The 20,314-nt window shown below is 59.3% G+C and carries 17 protein-coding genes; 13 read left to right on the top strand and 4 right to left on the bottom strand.

What is annotated here, in order from left to right:
• The first annotated feature begins 49 nt into the window (after nucleotides 1-49).
• The 13 genes from RRU01S_RS19895 (at nucleotide 50) to RRU01S_RS19835 (ending at nucleotide 15,994) form a co-directional block, all read left to right on the top strand.
• Nucleotides 50-1,288 (top strand): ABC transporter substrate-binding protein, encoded by a 1,239-nt coding sequence (locus tag RRU01S_RS19895; protein WP_045231959.1) that lies wholly within the window; start codon nucleotides 50-52, stop codon nucleotides 1,286-1,288.
• A 71-nt stretch (nucleotides 1,289-1,359) separates the two neighbouring features.
• Nucleotides 1,360-2,277 carry a carbohydrate ABC transporter permease gene (locus tag RRU01S_RS19890; protein ID WP_045231958.1) on the top strand — a complete coding sequence of 306 codons (918 nt, stop codon included), beginning with the start codon at nucleotides 1,360-1,362 and terminating at the stop codon, nucleotides 2,275-2,277.
• Between the two features lie 101 nt (nucleotides 2,278-2,378).
• Nucleotides 2,379-3,125, top strand: coding sequence for a carbohydrate ABC transporter permease (locus RRU01S_RS19885; protein ID WP_234936224.1), 747 nt, complete (start codon nucleotides 2,379-2,381; stop codon nucleotides 3,123-3,125).
• 13 nt (nucleotides 3,126-3,138) lie between these two features.
• Complete coding sequence (locus RRU01S_RS19880) at nucleotides 3,139-4,218, top strand: ABC transporter ATP-binding protein (RefSeq protein ID WP_045231956.1); 1,080 nt, start codon at nucleotides 3,139-3,141, stop codon at nucleotides 4,216-4,218.
• 316 nt (nucleotides 4,219-4,534) lie between these two features.
• A complete protein-coding gene (locus RRU01S_RS19875; protein WP_045231955.1) occupies nucleotides 4,535-5,308 on the top strand; it encodes an aspartate/glutamate racemase family protein in 774 nt (257 codons plus the stop codon).
• A 21-nt stretch (nucleotides 5,309-5,329) separates the two neighbouring features.
• Nucleotides 5,330-6,259, top strand: coding sequence for an ABC transporter permease (locus tag RRU01S_RS19870; protein WP_045232043.1), 930 nt, complete (start codon nucleotides 5,330-5,332; stop codon nucleotides 6,257-6,259).
• Entirely contained in the window at nucleotides 6,259-7,062 is an 804-nt protein-coding gene (locus RRU01S_RS19865; protein WP_045231954.1) for an ABC transporter permease, read from the top strand. Before RRU01S_RS19870 ends, RRU01S_RS19865 begins: the two co-directional genes overlap by 1 nt.
• 64 nt (nucleotides 7,063-7,126) lie before the next feature.
• Nucleotides 7,127-8,230 carry an ABC transporter substrate-binding protein gene (locus tag RRU01S_RS19860; RefSeq protein ID WP_234791212.1) on the top strand — a complete coding sequence of 368 codons (1,104 nt, stop codon included), beginning with the start codon at nucleotides 7,127-7,129 and terminating at the stop codon, nucleotides 8,228-8,230.
• 73 nt (nucleotides 8,231-8,303) lie between these two features.
• Entirely contained in the window at nucleotides 8,304-9,362 is a 1,059-nt protein-coding gene (locus RRU01S_RS19855; RefSeq protein WP_045231952.1) for an ABC transporter ATP-binding protein, read from the top strand.
• Between the two features lie 104 nt (nucleotides 9,363-9,466).
• Complete coding sequence (locus tag RRU01S_RS19850) at nucleotides 9,467-11,008, top strand: hydantoinase/oxoprolinase N-terminal domain-containing protein (RefSeq protein WP_045232042.1); 1,542 nt, start codon at nucleotides 9,467-9,469, stop codon at nucleotides 11,006-11,008.
• Nucleotides 11,009-11,019: 11 nt separating this feature from the next.
• Nucleotides 11,020-12,108, top strand: coding sequence for an S-methyl thiohydantoin desulfurase family protein (locus RRU01S_RS19845; RefSeq protein WP_045231951.1), 1,089 nt, complete (start codon nucleotides 11,020-11,022; stop codon nucleotides 12,106-12,108).
• 1 nt (nucleotide 12,109) lies between these two features.
• Nucleotides 12,110-13,198: an S-methyl thiohydantoin desulfurase family protein gene (locus tag RRU01S_RS19840; RefSeq protein WP_045231950.1), complete on the top strand. Its 1,089-nt coding sequence runs from the start codon at nucleotides 12,110-12,112 to the stop codon at nucleotides 13,196-13,198.
• Between the two features lie 63 nt (nucleotides 13,199-13,261).
• Entirely contained in the window at nucleotides 13,262-15,994 is a 2,733-nt protein-coding gene (locus RRU01S_RS19835) for a LuxR C-terminal-related transcriptional regulator (RefSeq protein WP_234936225.1), read from the top strand.
• Between the two features lie 57 nt (nucleotides 15,995-16,051).
• Here RRU01S_RS19835 and ssuD read toward each other — a convergent pair whose 3' ends face one another.
• Genes ssuD through RRU01S_RS19815 form a run of 4 tightly spaced genes read right to left on the bottom strand, consistent with a single transcriptional unit; the run spans nucleotide 16,052 to nucleotide 20,313 of the window.
• Nucleotides 16,052-17,221, bottom strand: coding sequence for an FMNH2-dependent alkanesulfonate monooxygenase (gene ssuD / locus RRU01S_RS19830; protein WP_045231949.1), 1,170 nt, complete (start codon nucleotides 17,219-17,221; stop codon nucleotides 16,052-16,054).
• 21 nt (nucleotides 17,222-17,242) lie between these two features.
• On the bottom strand, nucleotides 17,243-18,682 hold the full coding sequence (locus tag RRU01S_RS19825) for an FAD/NAD(P)-binding protein (protein ID WP_045232040.1): 1,440 nt from the start codon (nucleotides 18,680-18,682) through the stop codon (nucleotides 17,243-17,245).
• Between the two features lie 33 nt (nucleotides 18,683-18,715).
• Nucleotides 18,716-19,471 (bottom strand): ABC transporter ATP-binding protein, encoded by a 756-nt coding sequence (locus tag RRU01S_RS19820; RefSeq protein ID WP_045231948.1) that lies wholly within the window; start codon nucleotides 19,469-19,471, stop codon nucleotides 18,716-18,718.
• Nucleotides 19,471-20,313 (bottom strand): ABC transporter permease, encoded by an 843-nt coding sequence (locus tag RRU01S_RS19815; RefSeq protein WP_052816132.1) that lies wholly within the window; start codon nucleotides 20,311-20,313, stop codon nucleotides 19,471-19,473. Before RRU01S_RS19815 ends, RRU01S_RS19820 begins: the two co-directional genes overlap by 1 nt.
• Nucleotide 20,314: the final 1 nt, after the last annotated feature.

Below are 20,314 nucleotides of genomic sequence, written 5' to 3'. Positions count from 1 at the left end.
GCTTCCACTGATCGATCAGATTGGGAGTCTGATCTCTTGGGAGGTTTCGATGCATCTGAGCAAACGTGAATTTCTGGCAGCAAGTGCAGTGCTGGCTTTTGCCGCGAGCCTACGCAGCGCCAACGCCGCAACGGCGATCAATTATTGGCACCATTTCGCCAGCCAATCCGAAATGGCGGGACTGGCGAAAATCATCCAGCTGTTTGCAGCGGCAAACCCGGATATTTCCGTGACGCAGGAAAGCATTCCGAATTCGGAATATATGGCTAAAGTCTCCTCTGCCGTCGTGGCGGGTGGTCGTCCCGATACCGGCATGGTGATTGCCGAACGTTTTGCCGATCTGACGGCGATGGGTGCGCTGGTCGATATCAGCGAGCGTGTCAATAAGTGGGAAGGCAAGGCCAACCTGCCGGACAACCGCTGGGCCGGAATGTCGAGTGAAGGCGCGATTTACGCGGTGCCAGCCTACGCCTTCGTCGACTGGATGTATTACCGCAAAGACTATTTCGACGAAGCGGGAATTTCCGCGCCTCCCAAAACCTTCGACGAGTTTCTGACCGTTTGCCGCAAACTGACGGACCCATCCATGAACCGTTACGCATTCGGCATGCGCGGTGGTGCGGGAGCCTTCAAATACGTGATCGACGTGATGGAATCCTTCGGGTCTCCACTCGTAAAAGACGGGCAGGTGGCCATCGACAAGCCAGCGGCGGTCGAGGCGATCACCTTCTATTCCAACCTCTTCCGCAAGGAAAAAGTCGCGCCGCCAAGCGCGCCGAACGATAGCTATCGCCAGATCATGGAAGGTTTCAGAACCGGCCAGACGGCGATGATCTGGCACCATACCGGTTCGCTGATCGAAATCTCCACGGCACTGAAACCCGGCGTCCAATTTGCCACCGCACCAATGCCGGCAGGCCCGAAAGCGCACATCGCTCGCGTGGCCTATGCGGGCAACGGCATCTTCAAGGAAGACCATGTCGAGGCCGCGTGGAAGTGGATCAGCTTCTGGGGCCAGACAGATGCGGCTATCGCACTGCTTGAGGCGACGGGTTACTTCCCGGCTTCGACCGCCGCGCTCAAAGACGAGCGGATCACCGGAAATCCGATCTACGCTGCGGCCACGCAGACGCTCGAATTCGGGCGTCTGCCGAACAGCTTCGTCGGTGCAGCAGGCTGGTCTGAAAACGTCGTTAATCCGACATTCCAGTCGGTCCTCACAGGTCAGTTGACGCCCGAACAAGCCGTCGATCGTATGATCGAGGGACTTGAAGCAGCGCTGCGCTAATCTCTTACAGGCGCGGTGCGGCTTGTCGTATCGCGCGCGCCAAGCAGGGACGGCGTCAGCGCCGCGTTTCCATGACATCACATTCAAGACGCCATCCTTTCAGCAGTCTCGGAGACATCTCGGAAACGCGTTACTGGGTGTATCTGCTTCTGCTGCCGAGCCTTCTGCTGCTGTTCCTCGTGGTGGCTTACCCGACGATCTACGGGTTCTTCATCAGCGTGCGCGAAATGCGCCTGACACGGCCCGGCCTCAATGGCTTTGTGGGGATGAAGCATTACGTCGCGATGATGTCGGATCGCGTTTTCTGGATATCGTTGAAGAACACCGCGATCTGGGTTGTCGCAGCTGTCACGATCGAGATGACGCTCGGCTTCATCGCAGCCGTGGCGCTCAACCGCAATCTGCCGGGCACGAAGATTTTCGGCGTGCTGATCCTGCTTCCGTATTTCCTACCCAATGTGGTGGCGGGGCATATGTGGGCGCTACTTCTCGATCCGCGCCTTGGCGTCATCAACGATATTCTCGTTCGGCTTGGCATCTTGAGTTCCTACAAGGCCTGGTTTGCCGATCCCAACACCGCCCTTGCCGCGACCATTCTTGTCGAGGCATGGCACGGTTTTCCGTTCTTTGCGCTTCTGTTTCTGGCTGGCCTCAAAGGCATACCGGAAGACCTGTACAAGGCAGCCGCCGTCGATGGTGCTGGCTCCTTCACCAAGTTCAGATTGATCACCGTGCCGATGCTGAAGACGGTGATCACGGCTGCCGTCATCCTGCGCGTCATCAGCCTCGTTAATTCGCCCGATCTTTTGCTGGTGCTGACAGGCGGTGGCCCCGGTAATGCCACGCAGGTTCTCTCGCTGTACGCATTCCAGACGGCCTATCGCGATTTCAACTTCGGTTACGCGGGCGCTCTTTCGGTTGTGATGTTCTTCATCCTCATGGTCTTCGCAACGATCTATATCCGCCTGTCGCGCATAACGAAGGAGTGAGCCATGTTTAAAAGCAATCGTAGCAGACGACTGGCCGCCGATATCCTGACTTATGCGTTCTGTTCACGCTGGCGGCCTTCTGCCTTGGCCCGATGGTCTGGATGTTTCTGACATCGCTGAAGCCCGAGGCCGATATCGTGACGTCACAGATGCAGTATATCCCGACGCACATCACCTTCGAAAACTATGTGGCGATCTGGACCCAGTCTAACTTTCCGGTGCTGATTACCAACAGCCTCATCGTCACCACGGTCACGGTCGCCATCTGTGTCGTCACCGGCACGCTGGCGGCGTATGCCTTTTCGCGGCTGGTGTTCCGTGGACGCAACAACATCATGCTGGGCTACCTGCTGATCCGCATGTTCCCCGCCGTGATGATGATCATCCCGCTTTATGTGATGATGCGAACCGTGGGGCTGGTAGACAGCCGCTTCGGCTTGGCTCTCGCCTATACCAGCTTCCTGCTGCCGCTTTTCGTGTGGATGCTCAAGGGCTTTTTCGATGCCGCACCCAAGGAGCTGGAAAGTGCAGCGCGCATCGATGGATCGACCCGGCTTGGTGCCATGGTCCGCATCGTGCTGCCGCTGGCACGAAACGGCCTCGTTGCCAGCTCCGTCTTCATCGCCATTGCCGCCTGGAACGAATTCATCTTCGCTCTCATGCTGACCACAGGACAAGGCTCTCGCACATGGCCGGTCGGGCTTCAGCTGATGGTCGGCGAATTCCAGCTTCCCTGGGGCGTTCTCGCCGCAGGCGGCATTCTCAGCATTCTCCCCGTCATGCTTTTGTTTGCGATCGTCCAGCGGGCAATGGTTCAGGGTCTCACCGCCGGAGCCATCAAGGGCTAAAGGAACACGTAAAATGGCGACACTTTCACTCAACAACGTCCGCAAGTCCTACGGCGCACTCGAAGTCCTGCACGGCATCGATATCGAACTGGAGGATGGTGGCTTTCTGGTGCTGCTCGGGCCATCCGGTTGCGGCAAGTCAACCTTGCTCAACATCATCGCCGGGCTCGATGAGACGTCCAGCGGCGATATCGCCATCGGCGGACAATCGGTGTCCAACTTGCCGCCGAAGGATCGCAACATCGCCATGGTGTTCCAGTCCTACGCGCTCTACCCGACGATGTCGGTGGAGCGAAACATCGGTTTCGGTCTGGAAATGCGCGGTACACCTGTCGATCAGCGGCGAGAAGCCGTCGCGCGTGCGGCAGACATGCTGCAAGTCACGCATCTGCTGGATCGCAAACCGGCCAACCTTTCCGGCGGCCAGCGTCAGCGTGTGGCAATGGGTCGCGCGATCGTTCGCGATCCGGATCTGTTCCTGTTCGACGAACCGCTCTCGAACCTCGATGCCAAGTTGCGCGTGGAGATGCGCACCGAGATCAAGCGGCTGCATGAACGGTTGGGCACCAGCATCGTCTACGTCACCCACGACCAGATCGAGGCTATGACACTGGCAACCAAAGTGGCCGTCATGAAAGGCGGCCATATCCAGCAACTGGCCGATCCACGCACCATCTATGAACGCCCCGCCAATATGTTCGTCGCTGGCTTCATCGGTTCGCCCGCCATGAATTTTCTGAAAGGACGGCTGGTGAACAGCGAGTCCGGCTGGCAGTTTAAGGCAGAAGACGTGTCGCTGGATCTGGGCCGCAGCGATACGAAACTGGCAGAACAGGACGTCATTCTCGGCGTTCGGCCGGAAGAGTTGAAAGTCGCCCACGCCGACAGTGCTGCCGCGTTCCGGGGCGTAATCGACGTGGTCGAGCCCACCGGTCCCGACACGATGCTCACCACGCTCATCGGTGGCCAAATCGTGATCGCGCGCGTTGAGCCGCGGTTTGCCAGCAAGCGAGGAGAGACCGTTGCTTTCACCGTCGACCCCAGCAGCGTCAACCTGTTCGACCCGCAGACCCAAGTCAGGCTACCTTGGTAGCAAACCCGGTCTTGCTGTAAATATTTGGGACTTCGTCTGAGCGCTCCAACCTGTGCTTGTTTTAGATGCCTTGAGGTATTGAGCGCGCTACACATCCCATTGTTGATTCTAGCAAAAAACTCCGACTACAAATTAATCATCGTTACAAGATGCTGGTGTTTTGCGCAAAAATACTATCTGAAAGGATAGGTTTTTGATCGCATTTTGGTGGTAGCTACCCATCCGAAACAGGCGCCTACCTACTCCTTCCCACGCTTCCCCTCTGCCCCTAAGCGTTGCACGTTAACGTCATCGTAAACGAAGGCGGGAGGTCTCGATGCAAGATGACACTGTCCATATCCGCGTCATCTCGCCGCTGGTGACCAGAGGATTTCGCAAGCTTGCGGACCTCAAGGCGCTGGAATATCCGGGTATTGTGATATCCCATGCCGAGATCGCGACCGGTCCCGGTTCCATCGAAAGCGAATTCGAAGCCGCGATGTCCGTGCCCGGCACATTGGTCGAAGTGAGGAAAGCCGATAGAGACGGCGTCGATGCGGTCATCATAGACTGCATGGGAGACCCAGGGCTGCGGCCTGCGCGTGAAATTACCGATATGGTGGTGGTTGGTCCGGCACAAACCGGAATGCACATCGCCGCCATGCTCGGCCACACATTTTCCGTCATCACGGTCATGCGGCGCTTGAGGCCATCCTTCGAGAACACGGCAGCGCTGTGTGGCCTTTCCACCAAGTTGGCATCGGTGCGCAGCGTCGATATTCCGGTTCTCGATCTGGAGACGGATATGACCGAAACACTGAGCCGATTGATCGAGGAAGGTCGTAAAGCCGTAGAGGAAGATGGCGCAGAAGCGCTCGTCTTCGGCTGCACCGGGCTGATGGGCTGTGCTGCCGGGTTGCGGGCCGGTCTTCTCGCCAAGGGCATAGATGTCCCGGTTATCGACCCTATACCGACCGCGATCTCGATCGCCGCAGGCTTGGTTCGTGCTGGTCTGACGCAAAGCAAGACGACCTATCCTGCACCACCTGAGAAAGCATTGGTCGGTTATGATGTGCTGCACGAGGCCATGCTGCCGCTAGCGGCCGAATAATCACGAGACGGGATGATGGATATGGCAACAGGCGCAATCAGCAATACCGCAGAAAGGAGCACGATGTCGGTCGGCATTCGGATAAGAGAACGCTTCTTTTCCGGTGGGCTCTTCTGGTTGCTCGTGCTTCCTGCATTCCTGTTCTTCCTTGTCTTCTTCGTCGTGCCGACCGCCTCACTGTTCGCTCTCGCTTTCAACAAGTCGACGGCTGGCGTCATCAGCCTGTCGAGCGTAATCACCTTCGACAATTTCGTGCGCATCTTCACGCGCTCGATCTATTACGAATCCATCCTGCGCTCGGTGGGCATTGCGGCGGTCGTGTCGCTCATATGCCTTCTCTTCGGTTATCCACTGGCCTACGTCATCGCCAAGACCGTCAACCCCGGCCGCAACGCGCTGTTGATGATCCTGGTGCTGTCGTCCATGCAGCTCGACATGGTCATCCGTCTCTATGGTCTGATGGTTCTCTTGGGCGATAACGGGCTCATCAATGGCGCACTGATCAAGATGGGCGTCATTTCCGCACCGCTGCCGTTGATGTACAATACGTTCGGTGTCGTGATCGGGCTTGTGCAGATCACGCTGCCCTTCATGGTTCTGTCGCTGATCGGCATCATCAAGTCGATCCATCCGTCGCTGGAAGAAGCCGCACGGTCTCTGGGTGCATCTCGCGCCAAGGCGTTTACGTCGATCGTCCTGCCGCTGTCCATGCCGGGAATTCTCGCTGGAACCCTTCTGGTCTTCGCGCTCGCCATTTCGTCCTATGTGGTGCCCGCGCTGATGGGTGGATGGAAGGTCATGGTCATGCCGATCCATATTTACCAGCAGGTGGCCGAAACCGGTCGGTGGCAGTTTGGCGCTGCCATTGCTGTCGTACTTTTCGTCACCAGCCTCATGGCCATTGCCGTCTACCAGCGGGTTGCCATGCGCACGACAGGAGGACGCAGCTGATGCGCGACGAATCTCCCATTCCTCTGGTCTTCAAGATCATATCGCTTCTGACGCTCACCATTCTGCTCGTGCCGGTCGTTATCGTGGTGCTGGCCGGGCTGAATTCGGGGGATTATCTGACCTTTCCTCCGCAGGGCTTTTCGCTGCGCTGGGTCTACGCCTTCCTGACGTCCCCCGCTTTCTTGTCAGCCTATGGTGTGTCGTTCATGGTTGCCGCGATTTCGACGGCGATCTCCACCGTGCTCGGCACCATGGCAGCACTTTTCCTGTCGCGCGCCACCGGCCCGTTGATCGGCATGTTGCGCTCCTTCTTCATGATGCCCATCGTTCTGCCCGGCGTCGTGCTTGGCCTCGCGCTCTATGTCTTCTATGTCACCTCCGGCATCGGGCTGGCGCGCAGTCTGACCGGCCTCGTCATCGGCCATGTCATCGTCACCTGCCCATTCGTAATCGCAACGGTCACGGCATCGCTCGTCGGTTTCGACCGCAGCCTGGAAGAGGCGGCCCGTTCGCTCGGCGCGTCTCCGTTTACGGCCTTCAGGCTGATCACGCTGAAGATCATCGCACCGGCCATTTCCGCGGGCACGATCTTCGCCTTCATCATTTCCTTCGGCCAGTTCGAAGTGACGCTGTTTTTGTCGACGCCGAACCTGCAAACTTTGCCGATGGCGATGTATGTGGCGCTTCGTTACGCCTTCGAGCCGACGGCAGCGGCTGCCGGTATCTTCGCCATCCTGCTCGTGGTGGTCTCGATGATCGCGACCTCCAAACTCGTCAATCTGAAACGTATCTTCGGCGGCTGAACCGCTGCCAGAGACTGAAAAGACCGATCCCGCATCCATAAGTTCAAAAAAGGGGAACATGGACATGACTGGAAAGACATTCGATCCCAATCGCCGCAAGCTTCTGAAACTGGGTGCCGCAGCAGCCACGCTGCCGCTGTTCAACATCAATCATGCGTTTTCGCAGGACGTGACCTATGATGGCTCCGTTTTCGATGCCGGTGGCGCTGTCCTGCGCATCGGCGAATGGGGCGGTCCCTGGGGCGAGCTCGTTCACAAATATCTGCTCACGGATTTCGCCAAGGATTACAACTGCAAGATCGAATATGACTCGACCTGGCCGTGGTTCCCGAAATTCGTCGCCAATGGCCCACAAAAGCCGCCGCTTGACGTAACGAACTGGAACCTGCCGGAAATGTTCAAGACAGCGGCGGCAGGTGATTTCTTCCACACGATCGAGGAAATCCTTCCCAACCTTCCAAACGGCAAGAACCTTTGGCCATTCGCAACCTCCAACGGCGTCGGCGTCACCTGGGCGTTCAACCAGTATGTTCACGCCTACCGCACCGATCTCGTCACACCGCCACCCACGAGCTTTAAGGATATGTGGAAGCCGGAATTTGCCGGCAAGCGCGGAACCTACATCACGTCCAACACCTTGCAGATGGACTTCTTCCTCGTGGCGTGCAGCCTGTTCGGCAAGGATCAGTATGATCTGGACGCCGGTTATGAGGCGATGCGCGCCTTGATGCCCGCCAAGATTTCCGACTTCACCGGCAACATGCAGACGTTGATGGATCGCGGCGAGGTGGTCATAGCCGTGCAGAGCGACGCAGAACCCATGCAGGCGCATGACAAGGGTGCGCCGTTTGCTGTCATGTACTGGAAGGAATTGCAGCCGATTCTGACACAGACCTACACGATCAGCCGCTATTCCGAACCGACCCAGAAGAAACTGGCCTATGCGCTGCTCAACCGCGCGCTGGAGCCATCCTTCATGACCAATATGGGCAAGGAATTCTATCTGCGCCCGACGGTTTCCAACGCGGTTCTGCCTGATAATCTCGTCAAATCGGGCATCGTCAACAGCGCCGATGCCATCAAGGATTTCTGGTTGCCGGACTGGAAGGCCTATCTGGAGAACGAAGACGAGATCGTCGAGACCGTGAACGAAATCTTCGCAGGCTGATCAAGATAGACGATGGAACCGGTGGCCGCATTGCGCGGCCACCAGCCAACGGACAGATGGGAAATACAGGACGATGTCGGATATCCAGTTAAAAAACCTCGTCAAATCGTATGGCAACACGGTGGCGGTTGCGGGTGTTGACTTGCACATCAAGCAGGGGGAGTTCTTTTCCCTGCTCGGGCCTTCGGGCTGCGGCAAGTCCACGACGCTGCGCATGATCGCGGGCTTTATCCGCCCCAGTGCCGGCCAAATCCTGATCGGCTCGGATGACGTGACGGGCTTGCCACCGGAAAAACGCGATATCGGCATCGTCTTCCAGAACTATGCGATCTTTCCCCATATGAATGTTGCCGAAAACATCGGTTTTGGCCTCAAGCTGCGCAAAAAGTCGCCCGCAGAGATCGACAAGGCCGTGGCCTTCGCTCTCAGCCAGGTCGGCCTCGTGGGCTATGAAAACCGTTATCAGCGCCAGCTTTCTGGTGGCGAGCAGCAACGCGTGGCACTGGCGCGCGTGCTGGTGACCGAACCGCGCATTTTGCTTCTGGACGAGCCGCTGTCGGCACTCGACAAGGCTCTGCGCGAGGAGATGAAATACTGGATCAAGGATTTGCAGAAAAAGCTCGGCATCACCACGGTCTATGTCACCCATGACCAGGATGAGGCGCTGACCATGTCCGACCGCATCGGCGTGATGCAGAAAGCCCGTGTCGAACAGGTCGGAACACCGCAGGAAATCTACGAGCGCCCGAGAACGTTGTTCGTGACGACCTTCATCGGCCAATCGAACGTGATCGATGTCACCGTCAAAGGACGCGAAGGCGAGCGGTTGCGTGTTGGCTTTGGTGATGTCACCGCGTTGACCCGTGCACCGGCGACTGACATGGCCGAGGGAACGGCAGTCAAACTCGTCGTGCGGCCTGAAAATGTGATCGTCGGCCCAGCCGGAACCGGTCTGCCCGCAACCGTGATCTCTGAGACCTATCAAGGCGCTCTGGTCCGTTACCGGCTCTCCATCGGCACCAAGGAGATCATCTCCGAAAGACAAAATCAGTCCCATGTGGAGCGCTTCTCGCCTGGACAGGCGGTGGGCGTGAGCTGGGACCCGGAAAGATCGGAGGCATTGATGGCCTAAAGGGCCGCAATCGCTGAAACAAACCATCGATGAGGCGAACCGGCGTGCGGGCAATGTCCGCAGCAACGGGCGCTTATTGTCTGAAGACAAGTCAGGAGAAAGACATGCGTATAGGGATTGATGTGGGCGGCACCAACACGGACGCTGCTCTGATGGACGGAGCCGCCGTGATTGGCGCATGCAAGAGCCCGACGACGGCGGACGTCGGCTCGGGCATCGTTGCCGTCATGAAAAAGCTTTTGGACATGACCGGCGTATCGGTCACACAAATCCAGGCGGTCATGATCGGCACCACCCATTTCACCAACGCCGTCGTGGAGCGCAAACGCCTGCTCGAAGTCGCCGCCGTCAGGCTCGGCCTGCCTGCCACTAAAGGATTGCCGCCGCTCACTGACTGGCCGAAGGACCTTGCCGATACGCTCGGCCGTCACACCTTCATGCTGCATGGCGGCCATGAGTTCGACGGACGCAAGATCGCGCCGCTGGACGAAAAAGGATTGATGGATGTGGCGCGGACCATCCGCGAGCGGGGCTTGAGAACGGCTGCCATCACCTCGGTGTTTTCGCCGGTTACGCCGGAAATGGAGCTTCGTGCCGCAGAGATCCTGCGCGAGGAAGTTCCGGGCATCGCTCTGTCCCTCAGCCACGAAATCGGCCGCGTCGGTTTTCTGGAACGCGAAAATGCCTCGATCATGAATGCGTCGCTGGCCGACCTGTCGAAGAAGGTCGTGTCGTCGTTCCGCGATGCCCTGAAGGAGCTGTCGATCACGGCGCCTTTCTACGTCAGCCAGAATGACGGCACGCTGATGGCACCCGATTATGTCGAGCGTTACCCGGTGCTGACCTTCGCTTCCGGCCCCACCAACTCCATGCGCGGCGCAGCGCTTCTGGCTGGAGAAAAAGAAGCCATGGTGGTCGATATCGGCGGCACGACATCCGATGTCGGTATGCTGATGCAGGGGTTCCCGCGCGAATCCGCCGTTGCGGTCGATATTGGCGGCGTGCGCACCAACTTCCGCATGCCGGACGTGCTGGCCATCGGCCTTGGCGGCGGCTCGCTGGTGCGCGATGACGGCACCCGTATCGGGCCTGACTCCGTCGGCTATGAAATCACCTCGAAGGCGATGGTGTTCGGCGGCGATATGCTGACCACAACGGATATTGTCGTCGCGGCTGGGCTGGAAGATATCGGCGACCGTTCCCGCGTCGCCCACATCCCGGCCAGCACCATCGAGGCGGCGATAGCCACCATGCATCGGATGGTGGACGAAGCTGTGGACCGCATGAAAACCAGTGCCGAACCGCTTCCGGTCATCCTCGTTGGTGGTGGCTCCATTCTCGTATCGCGTGATCTGCCGTCGGCCTCCAAGGTCATCAGACCGGAAAACGCTTCCGTCGCAAACGCCATCGGCGCAGCTATTGCTCAGGTCGGGGGAGAAATCGACCGCATCTTTTCGCTGGAAGGCACATCGCGTGACGTCGTGCTGGCAGGGGCCAAGGCTGAAGCCGCCGAGCGGGCGATCAAGGCGGGTGCAGCACCGGCATCCGTCAAGATCATGGATATCGAAGAGGTACCGCTCGCCTATCTGCCCGGCAGTGCCACACGCATCCGCGTCAAGGCTGTCGGCGAACTGGTGATTGGCTGAGGAGCCCTGCGATGAAACTCACACGCGAACATCTTGCCGATCTTGCCGTCGGCGCCGCTTTCCTCGGCACCGGTGGCGGTGGCGACCCCTATGTCGGTCGTCTCATGGTGCAGCAATGCCTGGATGAAGGCTGCGAGGTCGAGCTAGTCGACCCGCAAGACATACCCGACGACAGCCTTGTCATTCCAACTGCCATGATGGGTGCGCCGACCGTACTGGTGGAAAAGATACCGTCTGGGGACGAAGCCATCGCCTCGTTGCACCGGCTGGAAAAACGGCTCGATCAGAAAGCGTCGTTTACGATGCCAATCGAAATCGGCGGCATCAATTCGACGATTCCCCTCGTCGTCGGAGCACGGCTTGGACTTCCGATTGTCGATGCCGACGGCATGGGCCGCGCCTTTCCCTATCTGGAAATGGAAACCTTCGGTGTCTATGGCATTTCCGGCTCGCCCATGGCCGTCAGCAACGAGTGGGGCGATTGCGCGCTGATCGAGGCTGTCGATAACCGCCAGATGGAATGGCTGTCGCGCGCCGTCGCCATGCGCATGGGTGGCTGCGCCTATATCGCCGAATATGCCATGAGCGGTGCGGAGGTGAAACGCACTGCCATCCCCAACACGCTGACGCTCGCCATTCGCATCGGCGAAGTGATGCGTAAGGCGCGTGACGAACACCGCAACCCCATCGAGGCGTTGCTGGGGTTTCTGCCCTCGACGCTTTACCGTTACGGTCGCATCATCTTTTCCGGCAAGATCACCGATGTCATGCGCGAAACGCGGGCGGGCTTTACCATGGGACGGGCACGCATCGATGGCATCGCTCCCTTTTCCTCGCAGATGGAAATCGAGATACAGAACGAAAACCTGATCGCACGGGTGGATGGCAAGGTGAAGGCCATCGTGCCGGACCTGATCTGCATCATGAACACCGAAACCGCAGAGCCGATCACCAACGAGAACCTGCGCTATGGCCAGCGAGTGACCGTGGTTGCCGTATCCGTGCCGGAGATTATGCGCACACCGGAAGCGCTTGCCGTTTTCGGCCCCTCCTGCTTCGGGCTGAAAGAACCCTTTACCTCGATAGAGGAGACCGTTTGACATGAACATCATCACGGATCAGGATCTCGATGACCTTGCGGTTGGTGCAGCTGTGCTGGGGACGGGTGGCGGTGGCGACCCCTATATCGGCAAACTGCTGGCAAAGGCTGCAATCGCAAAATACGGGCCTGTCTATCTGGTGCCCCTGGAGGATGTCCCCGACGACATCGCCATCGTCGCCTGCGGTGCGATGGGAGCGCCGACGATCCTCATCGAGAAGATACCTTCCGGCGACGAAGGCGATCTCGCGCTCGAATGCTATGAGGATCACACCGATATTGATGTCGATGCCCTTATTCCCTTCGAGGCGGGCGGCATCAATTCCATGGTGCCGATCATCATGGCCGCCAAGAAGCGCATACCTGTCATCGATGCCGATGGCATGGGCCGCGCCTTCCCGCAGCTCGAAATGGAAACCTTCAATGTCTATGGCGTATCGGCCAGTCCCGTCGCCGTCGCCGACGAGCGCGGCAATTGCGTTCTGATCGAGACCAAAGACGCTGCAAAGGCCGAGTGGCTCGCGCGCGGCGTCACGATCCGCATGGGCGGGCAGGCCTATATCGTCAATTACGGCATGGACGGCAAAACGGCAAAGCGGGTTTCCGTGCCTGCCACCATGTCGCTTGCCATCGGCATCGGTCGCACCCTGCGCGAGGCCTCTGGCAGCCACCGCGATCCCGTGGCAGCACTGATCGAATTTTTCGCGGGCACCCATTACGGCCATGCGGAGATCATCGCGTCGGGCAAGATCATCGATGTCGTGCGCAAGGAGGAAAACGGCTGGTCGGTCGGTATCGTGACGATCGAGCCCTTCGATCCGTCAACACCGATCGTAAAAATCCGTATTCAGAATGAAAATCTGGTGGCGGAAGAAAAGGACGGCAAGGTGCTGGCCATCGTTCCGGACCTGATAACGGTGCTGGATCTGGACACGGCGGAAGCCATCACCACCGAACGGCTTCGCTACGGTCAGCGTGTCAATGTGCTCGCGGTCAGAGTGCCGCCGATCATGCGCACGCCGGAAGCGCTTGCGGTGTTCGGTCCTTCAGCGTTTGGTCTGCCCCATACCTACAGACCGCTGGGGGCTTGACGAATGATCGACTTGCGGACCTGATGGAGGCACAAGCAGGCCCGCCTGCGATCGAAAAAGAGCATGCCGATGCAGAACCCAGGTTTGAGCGAAAAGACAAAATCTGTCGAAACTGGCGTGGAGCGTGGCAGAGCTGGATTGCGCTTTCGCCCACCACGCATGCTGTTCAATGCCATAGAGCGCCCTTATCTGCTCTCGAAGCTTATGGACGGGCTGGCGCGCCAGATCGTCGTCTTGCGCGCCCCCCCCGGCTTCGGCAAGACGGCGCTGATGAAGGCCGCTTATGACCGCATCCTGGCTGGAACGTTGCTTCTCCCCGGTATGCGTGAAACACCCATTGCGCACTGCTCGTGGCTAACTCTGTCTTCGCCGCAATCACCAGAGGATTTCGTCGCCGATCTGCGGCAAGCGCTCGATCTTCCGCAGAGAGCAGACACTGCCGATGCCTTGCTGGACACGATGGAAGCGGTCGGGCGGCGCAGTGGCGTGACCGTTTTGTTTCTCGATAATGCCGATGCCGCTGTTGGGCAGCATCCGTTTCTAGAGCAGATGGTGCTATCCGCGCCGGATAATCTGAGTATCGCCGTCGCGTCCTTCCGCCCTGCGGCGATACCGCTTGCCCGGTTGAAGGCACGCGGCACGCTGAGTGAAATCACGGCAAGCGACCTGCTCTTCGGGCGTTCTGAACTTCAGCGCCTTCTGTCCCGCTCACAGACGGCGGCCTCTGTCGATCAACTGATGCAGGTGACAAGAGGTTGGCCCGCGCTGGCACAGCTTGGTTCTAGCGTATCTGCGCAGACGGAACCGTTTTTGACCGAACAGCACGCAGACATGATGGGCTTCGTGCGGGAAACGATCATCAGCCAGCTATCGCCTGCTCTCTGCGATGTTCTCCAGAAAATGGCGAGCTTTGATGAATTTCGCCTGGACCTTGCCACCGATCTCGGCGCCGAGCCGGTGTCGTCTGATGATCTCGCCTTTCTGGAAGCACTGAACCCGGTCGTTGAAAAAAATGCCGGCGGGTGGCTTTCGCTTCATCCGGTCCTGCGGTCCTGCTTCACCGACGATATGGCGACAAAGCCAACAGACAATGGTCGAGCGCTGCACCGACGCGCCGCCACATGGTTTGCGACCCGTGGCCTTCTGGAGCAGGCCGTCTCTCATGCGGCACGGAGTGGCGACTTTCGAATGGCCGAGGAGATTATCGATCAGGCAGGCGGTGTCGATATCTTTCTGCGCGCCGGACACAAGGTGTTGGAACACCTGATCGACAACTTTCCGCCAGACGTTCTGCATGCTTCTCCCGGCCTCGTGGTGTGTTACGCCGTCGTCCTCTCCAAGCGTGGAAATGGCACAGCTGGACGGGAGCGGCTGGACCTGTTGAAGGAAAATGGCGACTGGTCGGAGGTTGCACTGGCCGCCGTTCCCCGCGATGTTCTGGATCACATCGACAGCCTGATCGACGTCTATGTGGATCGTCGCATGGATACGGCTAGGGCCAACCATTGGGAACAAGTGGCCGCAACGCTGCCGCCGCATGCGACCTGGGAACTGGCCTGGATCCACAATCATCTGTGCATCATCTATACGCGGCTGGGCGATCTTGAAGCCGCACGGCGCACGGCGCTGAAGGCACTCGGCTATTACCGCGAGGAAAAGGCGGCCTACGCGCAGGTCTTCATGCTGGTGCATCTCGGCCTCGTCGGGTCGCTCAGCGGCGAGTTTTCGTCCGCGCTGCAATTTTGCAGGGAGGCCGAGGCTCTTGTCGAAAGCAAACACTGGAGCGACCGCAATCTCCTGGCCATCACCCGACTTGCCTGCGCCGATGTGCTCTATCATCAAGGCGAGGTCCAGCTTGTCGAGACCATGCTCAGCGAATGCATGGAGCCTATGGTGCGTGGAGAAAGTTGGGTCGATCTGTTCACGCGCCTGTTTTCGCTGCTTGCCCGCAGCCGCCTGCATGTCAGTGGTTTTGATACCGCCATTGCCGCCATCGACAAGGCAGAGGAAGTTGCCGTCGAACGGGCCATGCCTCGTCTGAAGATTGCAGCTGGCATCATGCGCATCGACCTTCTCGTCAGGGTCGGCATGATCGAGTCTGCAGTGCAGGCCAGTGAAAAAGTGGTGGCCATGCGGGGGAGGGTGGATCCCAATAACTGGACGTGGAGGGAGGCTTATGATTACGAGATCGCATCAGCCCGGCTGGTCCTTGTTCTTGGTCACGCGCAAACGGCGCTCGATGCGCTGGAAACACTGATCGCCAAGAGTTCACGTGACGGGCAGGGTTATCACCGGTTGATTGCCGAAATCATCGCCGTGCGTGCGGCATGGAACGCTGGACAGCAGGACAAGGCCCTGTCCTACATGCAATCGGCCATCGCTCTTGCCCGTGCCCACGAGGCAACCCAGTTTTTCATTGATGAAGGCCCGGAGTTTGCGGTCACGTTGCGGGCCATCGTGCGCCGCTTCGGACTGAAAGCCTTCAGTGTTGATGCCGTGGACTTCATGAGCCGCATCGTCGGCCATGGCTTCCAGCGCCAGCCAAAAACCGCGATTGCCATGCAGGAGAGGATAGACGGCGTGAAACCCTCTGCGGGCCTGTTGAGCGGCCGGGAGACCAGTGTCTTGAAACTTCTGGCAGATGGCCGCAGCAACAAGGAGATGGCACGCTCGCTGGATATTTCCGAAGCCACCGTCAAGTTTCACCTGAAAAATATCTATGCCAAACTAGGCGTCAGTCGGCGGGGGATGGCCGTATCGGTCAGCAACCAGCTCAATCTGACAGGAGGTTCATAGCGACGGTCACAGCGTGTGGCCGCAGCACGGGATCACACACCCGTGCTGCGTCTTCTATCAACCGCCTGCGCTAACCTTAACGTTGCCGCCATGGCCGCCGCCGCCGAAGACCTGGGCTTTACCGAAGGACGAGCGGATCTGGCCGCGCGGGCCTTCCAGGCCGATTTCGGGGAAGAGAAGTTCGGAGACCCGGTAGGCTTCTTCCAGATGCGGATAGCCTGATGCGATGACCGTATCAATCCCGATATCCTGATATTCGCGCAGGCGCGCTGCGATGGTCTTCGGTGAACCCACGAGCGCCGTACCCGCGCCGGAACGCACGAGGCCGATACCGGCCCACAGGTTTGGCGAGACTTCCAGCTTGTCGCGTCGCCCACCATGAAGGGCAACCATGCGGGCCTGACCGACGGAATCGGAGTTTTTCAGGAAGACCTGCTGTGCGGCGGCAATCGTTTCATCGGAGAGTTTGGAGATCAGCCGATCTGCCGCCTCCCATGCTTCCTCGTCCGTCTCGCGCACGATGAAATGCAGGCGAATGCCGAAAGTGACCTCGCGACCGACCGCAGCAGAGGCTTTACGAACCTTTTCGATCTTTTCGGCGACCTGTGCCGGTGGCTCTCCCCAGGTGAGATATTTGTCGATGATGCCAGCCGAGAAATCGATGGCCGCATCGGATGAGCCGCCGAAATAGATCGGCGGGCGTGGTTCCTGCACTGGCGGCAGGCCGAGTTCGGCATGGTGAGCCTGAATATATTTGCCATCCAGATGCGCGCTTCCGGTTTCGATCAGCCTGTTGAACACCTGGAAGAATTCGTCCGCATGGTCGTATCGTTCGTCATGCGGCAGGAAAATGCCGTCGCCCGCCAGTTCCTGCGCGCTTCCGCCAACCACGATGTTAAGAAGCAGCCGGCCGTTGGAAACGCGGTCCAGCGTTGCGGCAAGACGGGCATAATAGGCGGGGGATGCCACGCCCGGGCGGATGGCAACGAGGAATTTGAGGTTTTCGGTATAGGCGGCCAGATTGGCGGCCAGAATGAAGGATTCTTCGCACGCCACGCCGGTTGGGATCAGCACGCCGGAATAGCCGAGACGATCCACTGCCTGCGCGATCTCGCGAAAATAGGCGGGGTCCGAGGGGCGGGCGAGATCGTCCGACCCAAGGTAGGAACCGTCGCCGGACGACGGGATGAACCAAAGAAAATCGAGAGGTTGTTGGGTCTTGGCCATATTACCTGTCCTTACTGTCAATCAAACCGCCAGACGACGGGAATGAGGTTCTGAAATCGTGTGATGTGTGGTGGCGAGGGCGTCGGCCACCTGTCGGGCAACGAAGACGGCGTGTTCTGTCACCTGCGGCAGGCCCATCAGTTCCCCGAAGGTCCCACGCGCCAGCGGTCCGGCGACCAACAGGTTTTCGACCGGCTTGCCTTCGCTGTTCAGCGCGCGGGCATCGAGATTGCAGGCGATGCCGAGACCGGTTTCGCAGGCGCCGATATGGCCTTGTTCTGCAAGCCCTGCCAGAAACGGTTGAGACTGCAAAATATGGTCATGCGCCGGACCTGTCGTCACCACGATGGCATCAAATAGATGCTCTTCGAGGTCAGGCTTGTTGCGTTGAGACAGCCTAACGCGGAAGGCGTCGCCCTCCTGCGCCACTTGCTTGAGCCTTGCTGCGCGAATGCTCAAACGCCTGGCTGCAATAGCCCGGTCAAGCGCATCTTCCACTTGCGGCGCGATGCGAAAACGGTGTGCATCCCAGAACGGACGCGCAAGCCGAACGATGCGCCGACGCTCGGTGACGGTAAGCGCCCGCCAGATGGCAAAGGCCTGCGCACGCACGGCATCCAGAACCGCATGCCACGTCAAGCCCTGCGCTTCCGCCTCTCTGATAGAACGGCGGATCGTGTGCAGCAGCCCCGAGGCCGTTGTCGAAGGCTGAGACGAAAAATCGCCGAACGGCTCCTGCACGGCGGGCGCGTGGCCCCGCGAGCGCAGACCCCGACGCGACACCGACAGGATCGTGCCGCGATGCCCCCGTTTTTCCAGTGACGCGACGACATCGGCAGCGGTCAGCCCGTTTCCGAGGATCAGCACGCGGTCATCGGGTTCAATCGCAAGAAGAGCTGTGGGCACAGTCACATCAGCAACCAGTTTCGGGTGGTTGGCAAAGGGCAACAACGGGCGAAGCAGCGCAGGCGAGGGATGGCTGGCCGCCAATACCACGAACTGCGCCTGCAACTCCGCGTTCTGACTGTCCGTGATATGCCAGTCCGAGCCCGAGGATGTGATGGAGATGACTTCCGATCGGCGGTGTTCGACGGCGCCTGATACCAGCAAGGGTGCGAGTTCCGATGCAACATAATCTCCAAAGACCTGACGGCGGGGATAGGGCAGGCCATCGCGTCCGATGAGACCTGCATCTGAGACATCTTCATCCGTCGTCGCCAGATACCGGAGAAAACTCTCGGGATCGTCGGGGTACATAGACATGCGCCCGGCAGGCACGTTGATGCGATGCGCGGCGTCTTCTGTGCTGTAGGCAACGCCCGCCCCCAGGCGCTCGCGCGGTTCATAGACCACGATGCGCGCTTGACCGGCGCTGAGAGCGTTCAAATGCAGCGCGAAAGCCGCTCCACTGAAGCCACCGCCGATAACGGCAACGACCGGCAACTCGGACACTTGCGGCATCTCAAACTCCAACATCGAATTTCAACGTTGCGCTCATGCACTTGCACTGCGTTTGGCATCGGAAAGAGACAAGGCCAGAAGCTCGGACAAATGCTTGCGCAGGGCCGCAAACTCCGGCGATGTCCGGTCTCGCTTGCGCGGCAGACCGACAGAGACTTCCTCAAGAATCCGGCCTGGAAAAGGCTGCATGACAACGATACGGTCCGCCATGATGATGGCCTCCTCGATATCGTGGGTGACGAGTAGCATGGTCGAACCCGCCTCGCTCCACAGATCGACCAGATGGTCTTGGAGCTCGGCGCGGGTCATGGCGTCAAGCGCGGAGAAGGGCTCGTCGAGCAGAAGCACCGATGGTGTCGTGACCAGCGCTCGCGCCAGTGCAACGCGCTGCGCCTGCCCGCCGGAAAGCTCCTTGATCCACCGTGTCTCGTAGCCTGAAAGCCCGATTTTCTTCAGTACCTGCTGCACGCGGTCCCGGCGCTGGTCGGCATCGAGCGACGACACGCCAAAGCCGATATTGTCGGCTACCGTCAGCCAGGGGAACAGCCGTGGCTCCTGAAAGACGATGTTGACCAGCGGGTCCGGCTCGACCAGGCGCTTGTTGTCCAGACGTATGTCGCCGTTGCTTAGGCTTTCCAGCCCCGACAGCAGGCGCAGAAGCGTGCTCTTGCCGCAACCGGAACCACCGATCACGGCGACGACCTCGCCTTCGCGCACGCTCAGCGAAAAGCCATCGAGCGCATGCGTTCCGTTGGGGTAGACTTTGGAGAGATTGCGAATATCCAGCATCACCGCGGCCCACCATGCGTGTCCTGCCAGCGCAGGAAGGGCGCGCTGACCAGAATGAGAATGCTGTCTGTCGCCTTGCCGACGATGGCAAAGATCAGGATGGCGGCCAGAATCTGGTCCGGTTTTCCCAGTTGCTGCCCATCGACCAGGAGATAACCAAGCCCCTCGGATGCCCCCATGAATTCGGCGGCAACGACGAACATCCAGCCAAGGCCGAGGCCCGATCTCAGTGCCAGTACATAGCCGGGCAGGATCGATGGCAAGAGAATGCGGCGCACGAGGTCAAAGCCGGAAAGACGGTAGATGCGACCGACCTCGACGATCCGCCGGTCCACACCGACAACGGCACCATAGACGCCGAGGTAGACAGGAAAGAACACGCCAACGCCGATCAAGGCAATCTTGGAGGCTTCGAAAATCCCGAACCAGAGAATAAAGAGCGGCACCCAGGCGATGGACGGAATGGCGCGCAGCGCCTGCAGGGTCGGGTCGAGAATGCGCGCGACGCGCGGCAGAAAGCCCGTCAGCGCACCCAGCACCGTTCCGGTAGCAGCACCCAGGGCAAACCCGAACAATACCCGTTTCAGCGTGACCCAAATGTGGGTGAGGAGATCGCCTGATAGCGCAAGCTCCTGAACCGTCGCCAATATTCGCGACGGCGGCGGCATCAGCCGCCCGCCGATAATACCGGCGCGTACCAGAAGCTCCCAGCCCACAATAACGGCAATCGGAAACACGATACCGATCAAGGGGTGATCAAGCAGCGAAAACCGGCGATGCCGGTTTTCAGGTCTGTCGATGTCATCTTGCCGCTTTAGCAGCACACTATCCAGCAAAGCCATG

It is taken from the genome of Agrobacterium rubi TR3 = NBRC 13261, assembly GCF_000739935.1.
Classification (GTDB): domain Bacteria; phylum Pseudomonadota; class Alphaproteobacteria; order Rhizobiales; family Rhizobiaceae; genus Agrobacterium; species Agrobacterium rubi.
Note: the sequence above shows the minus strand (reverse complement) of the source record. Positions and strands in the feature narration are given on the sequence as shown.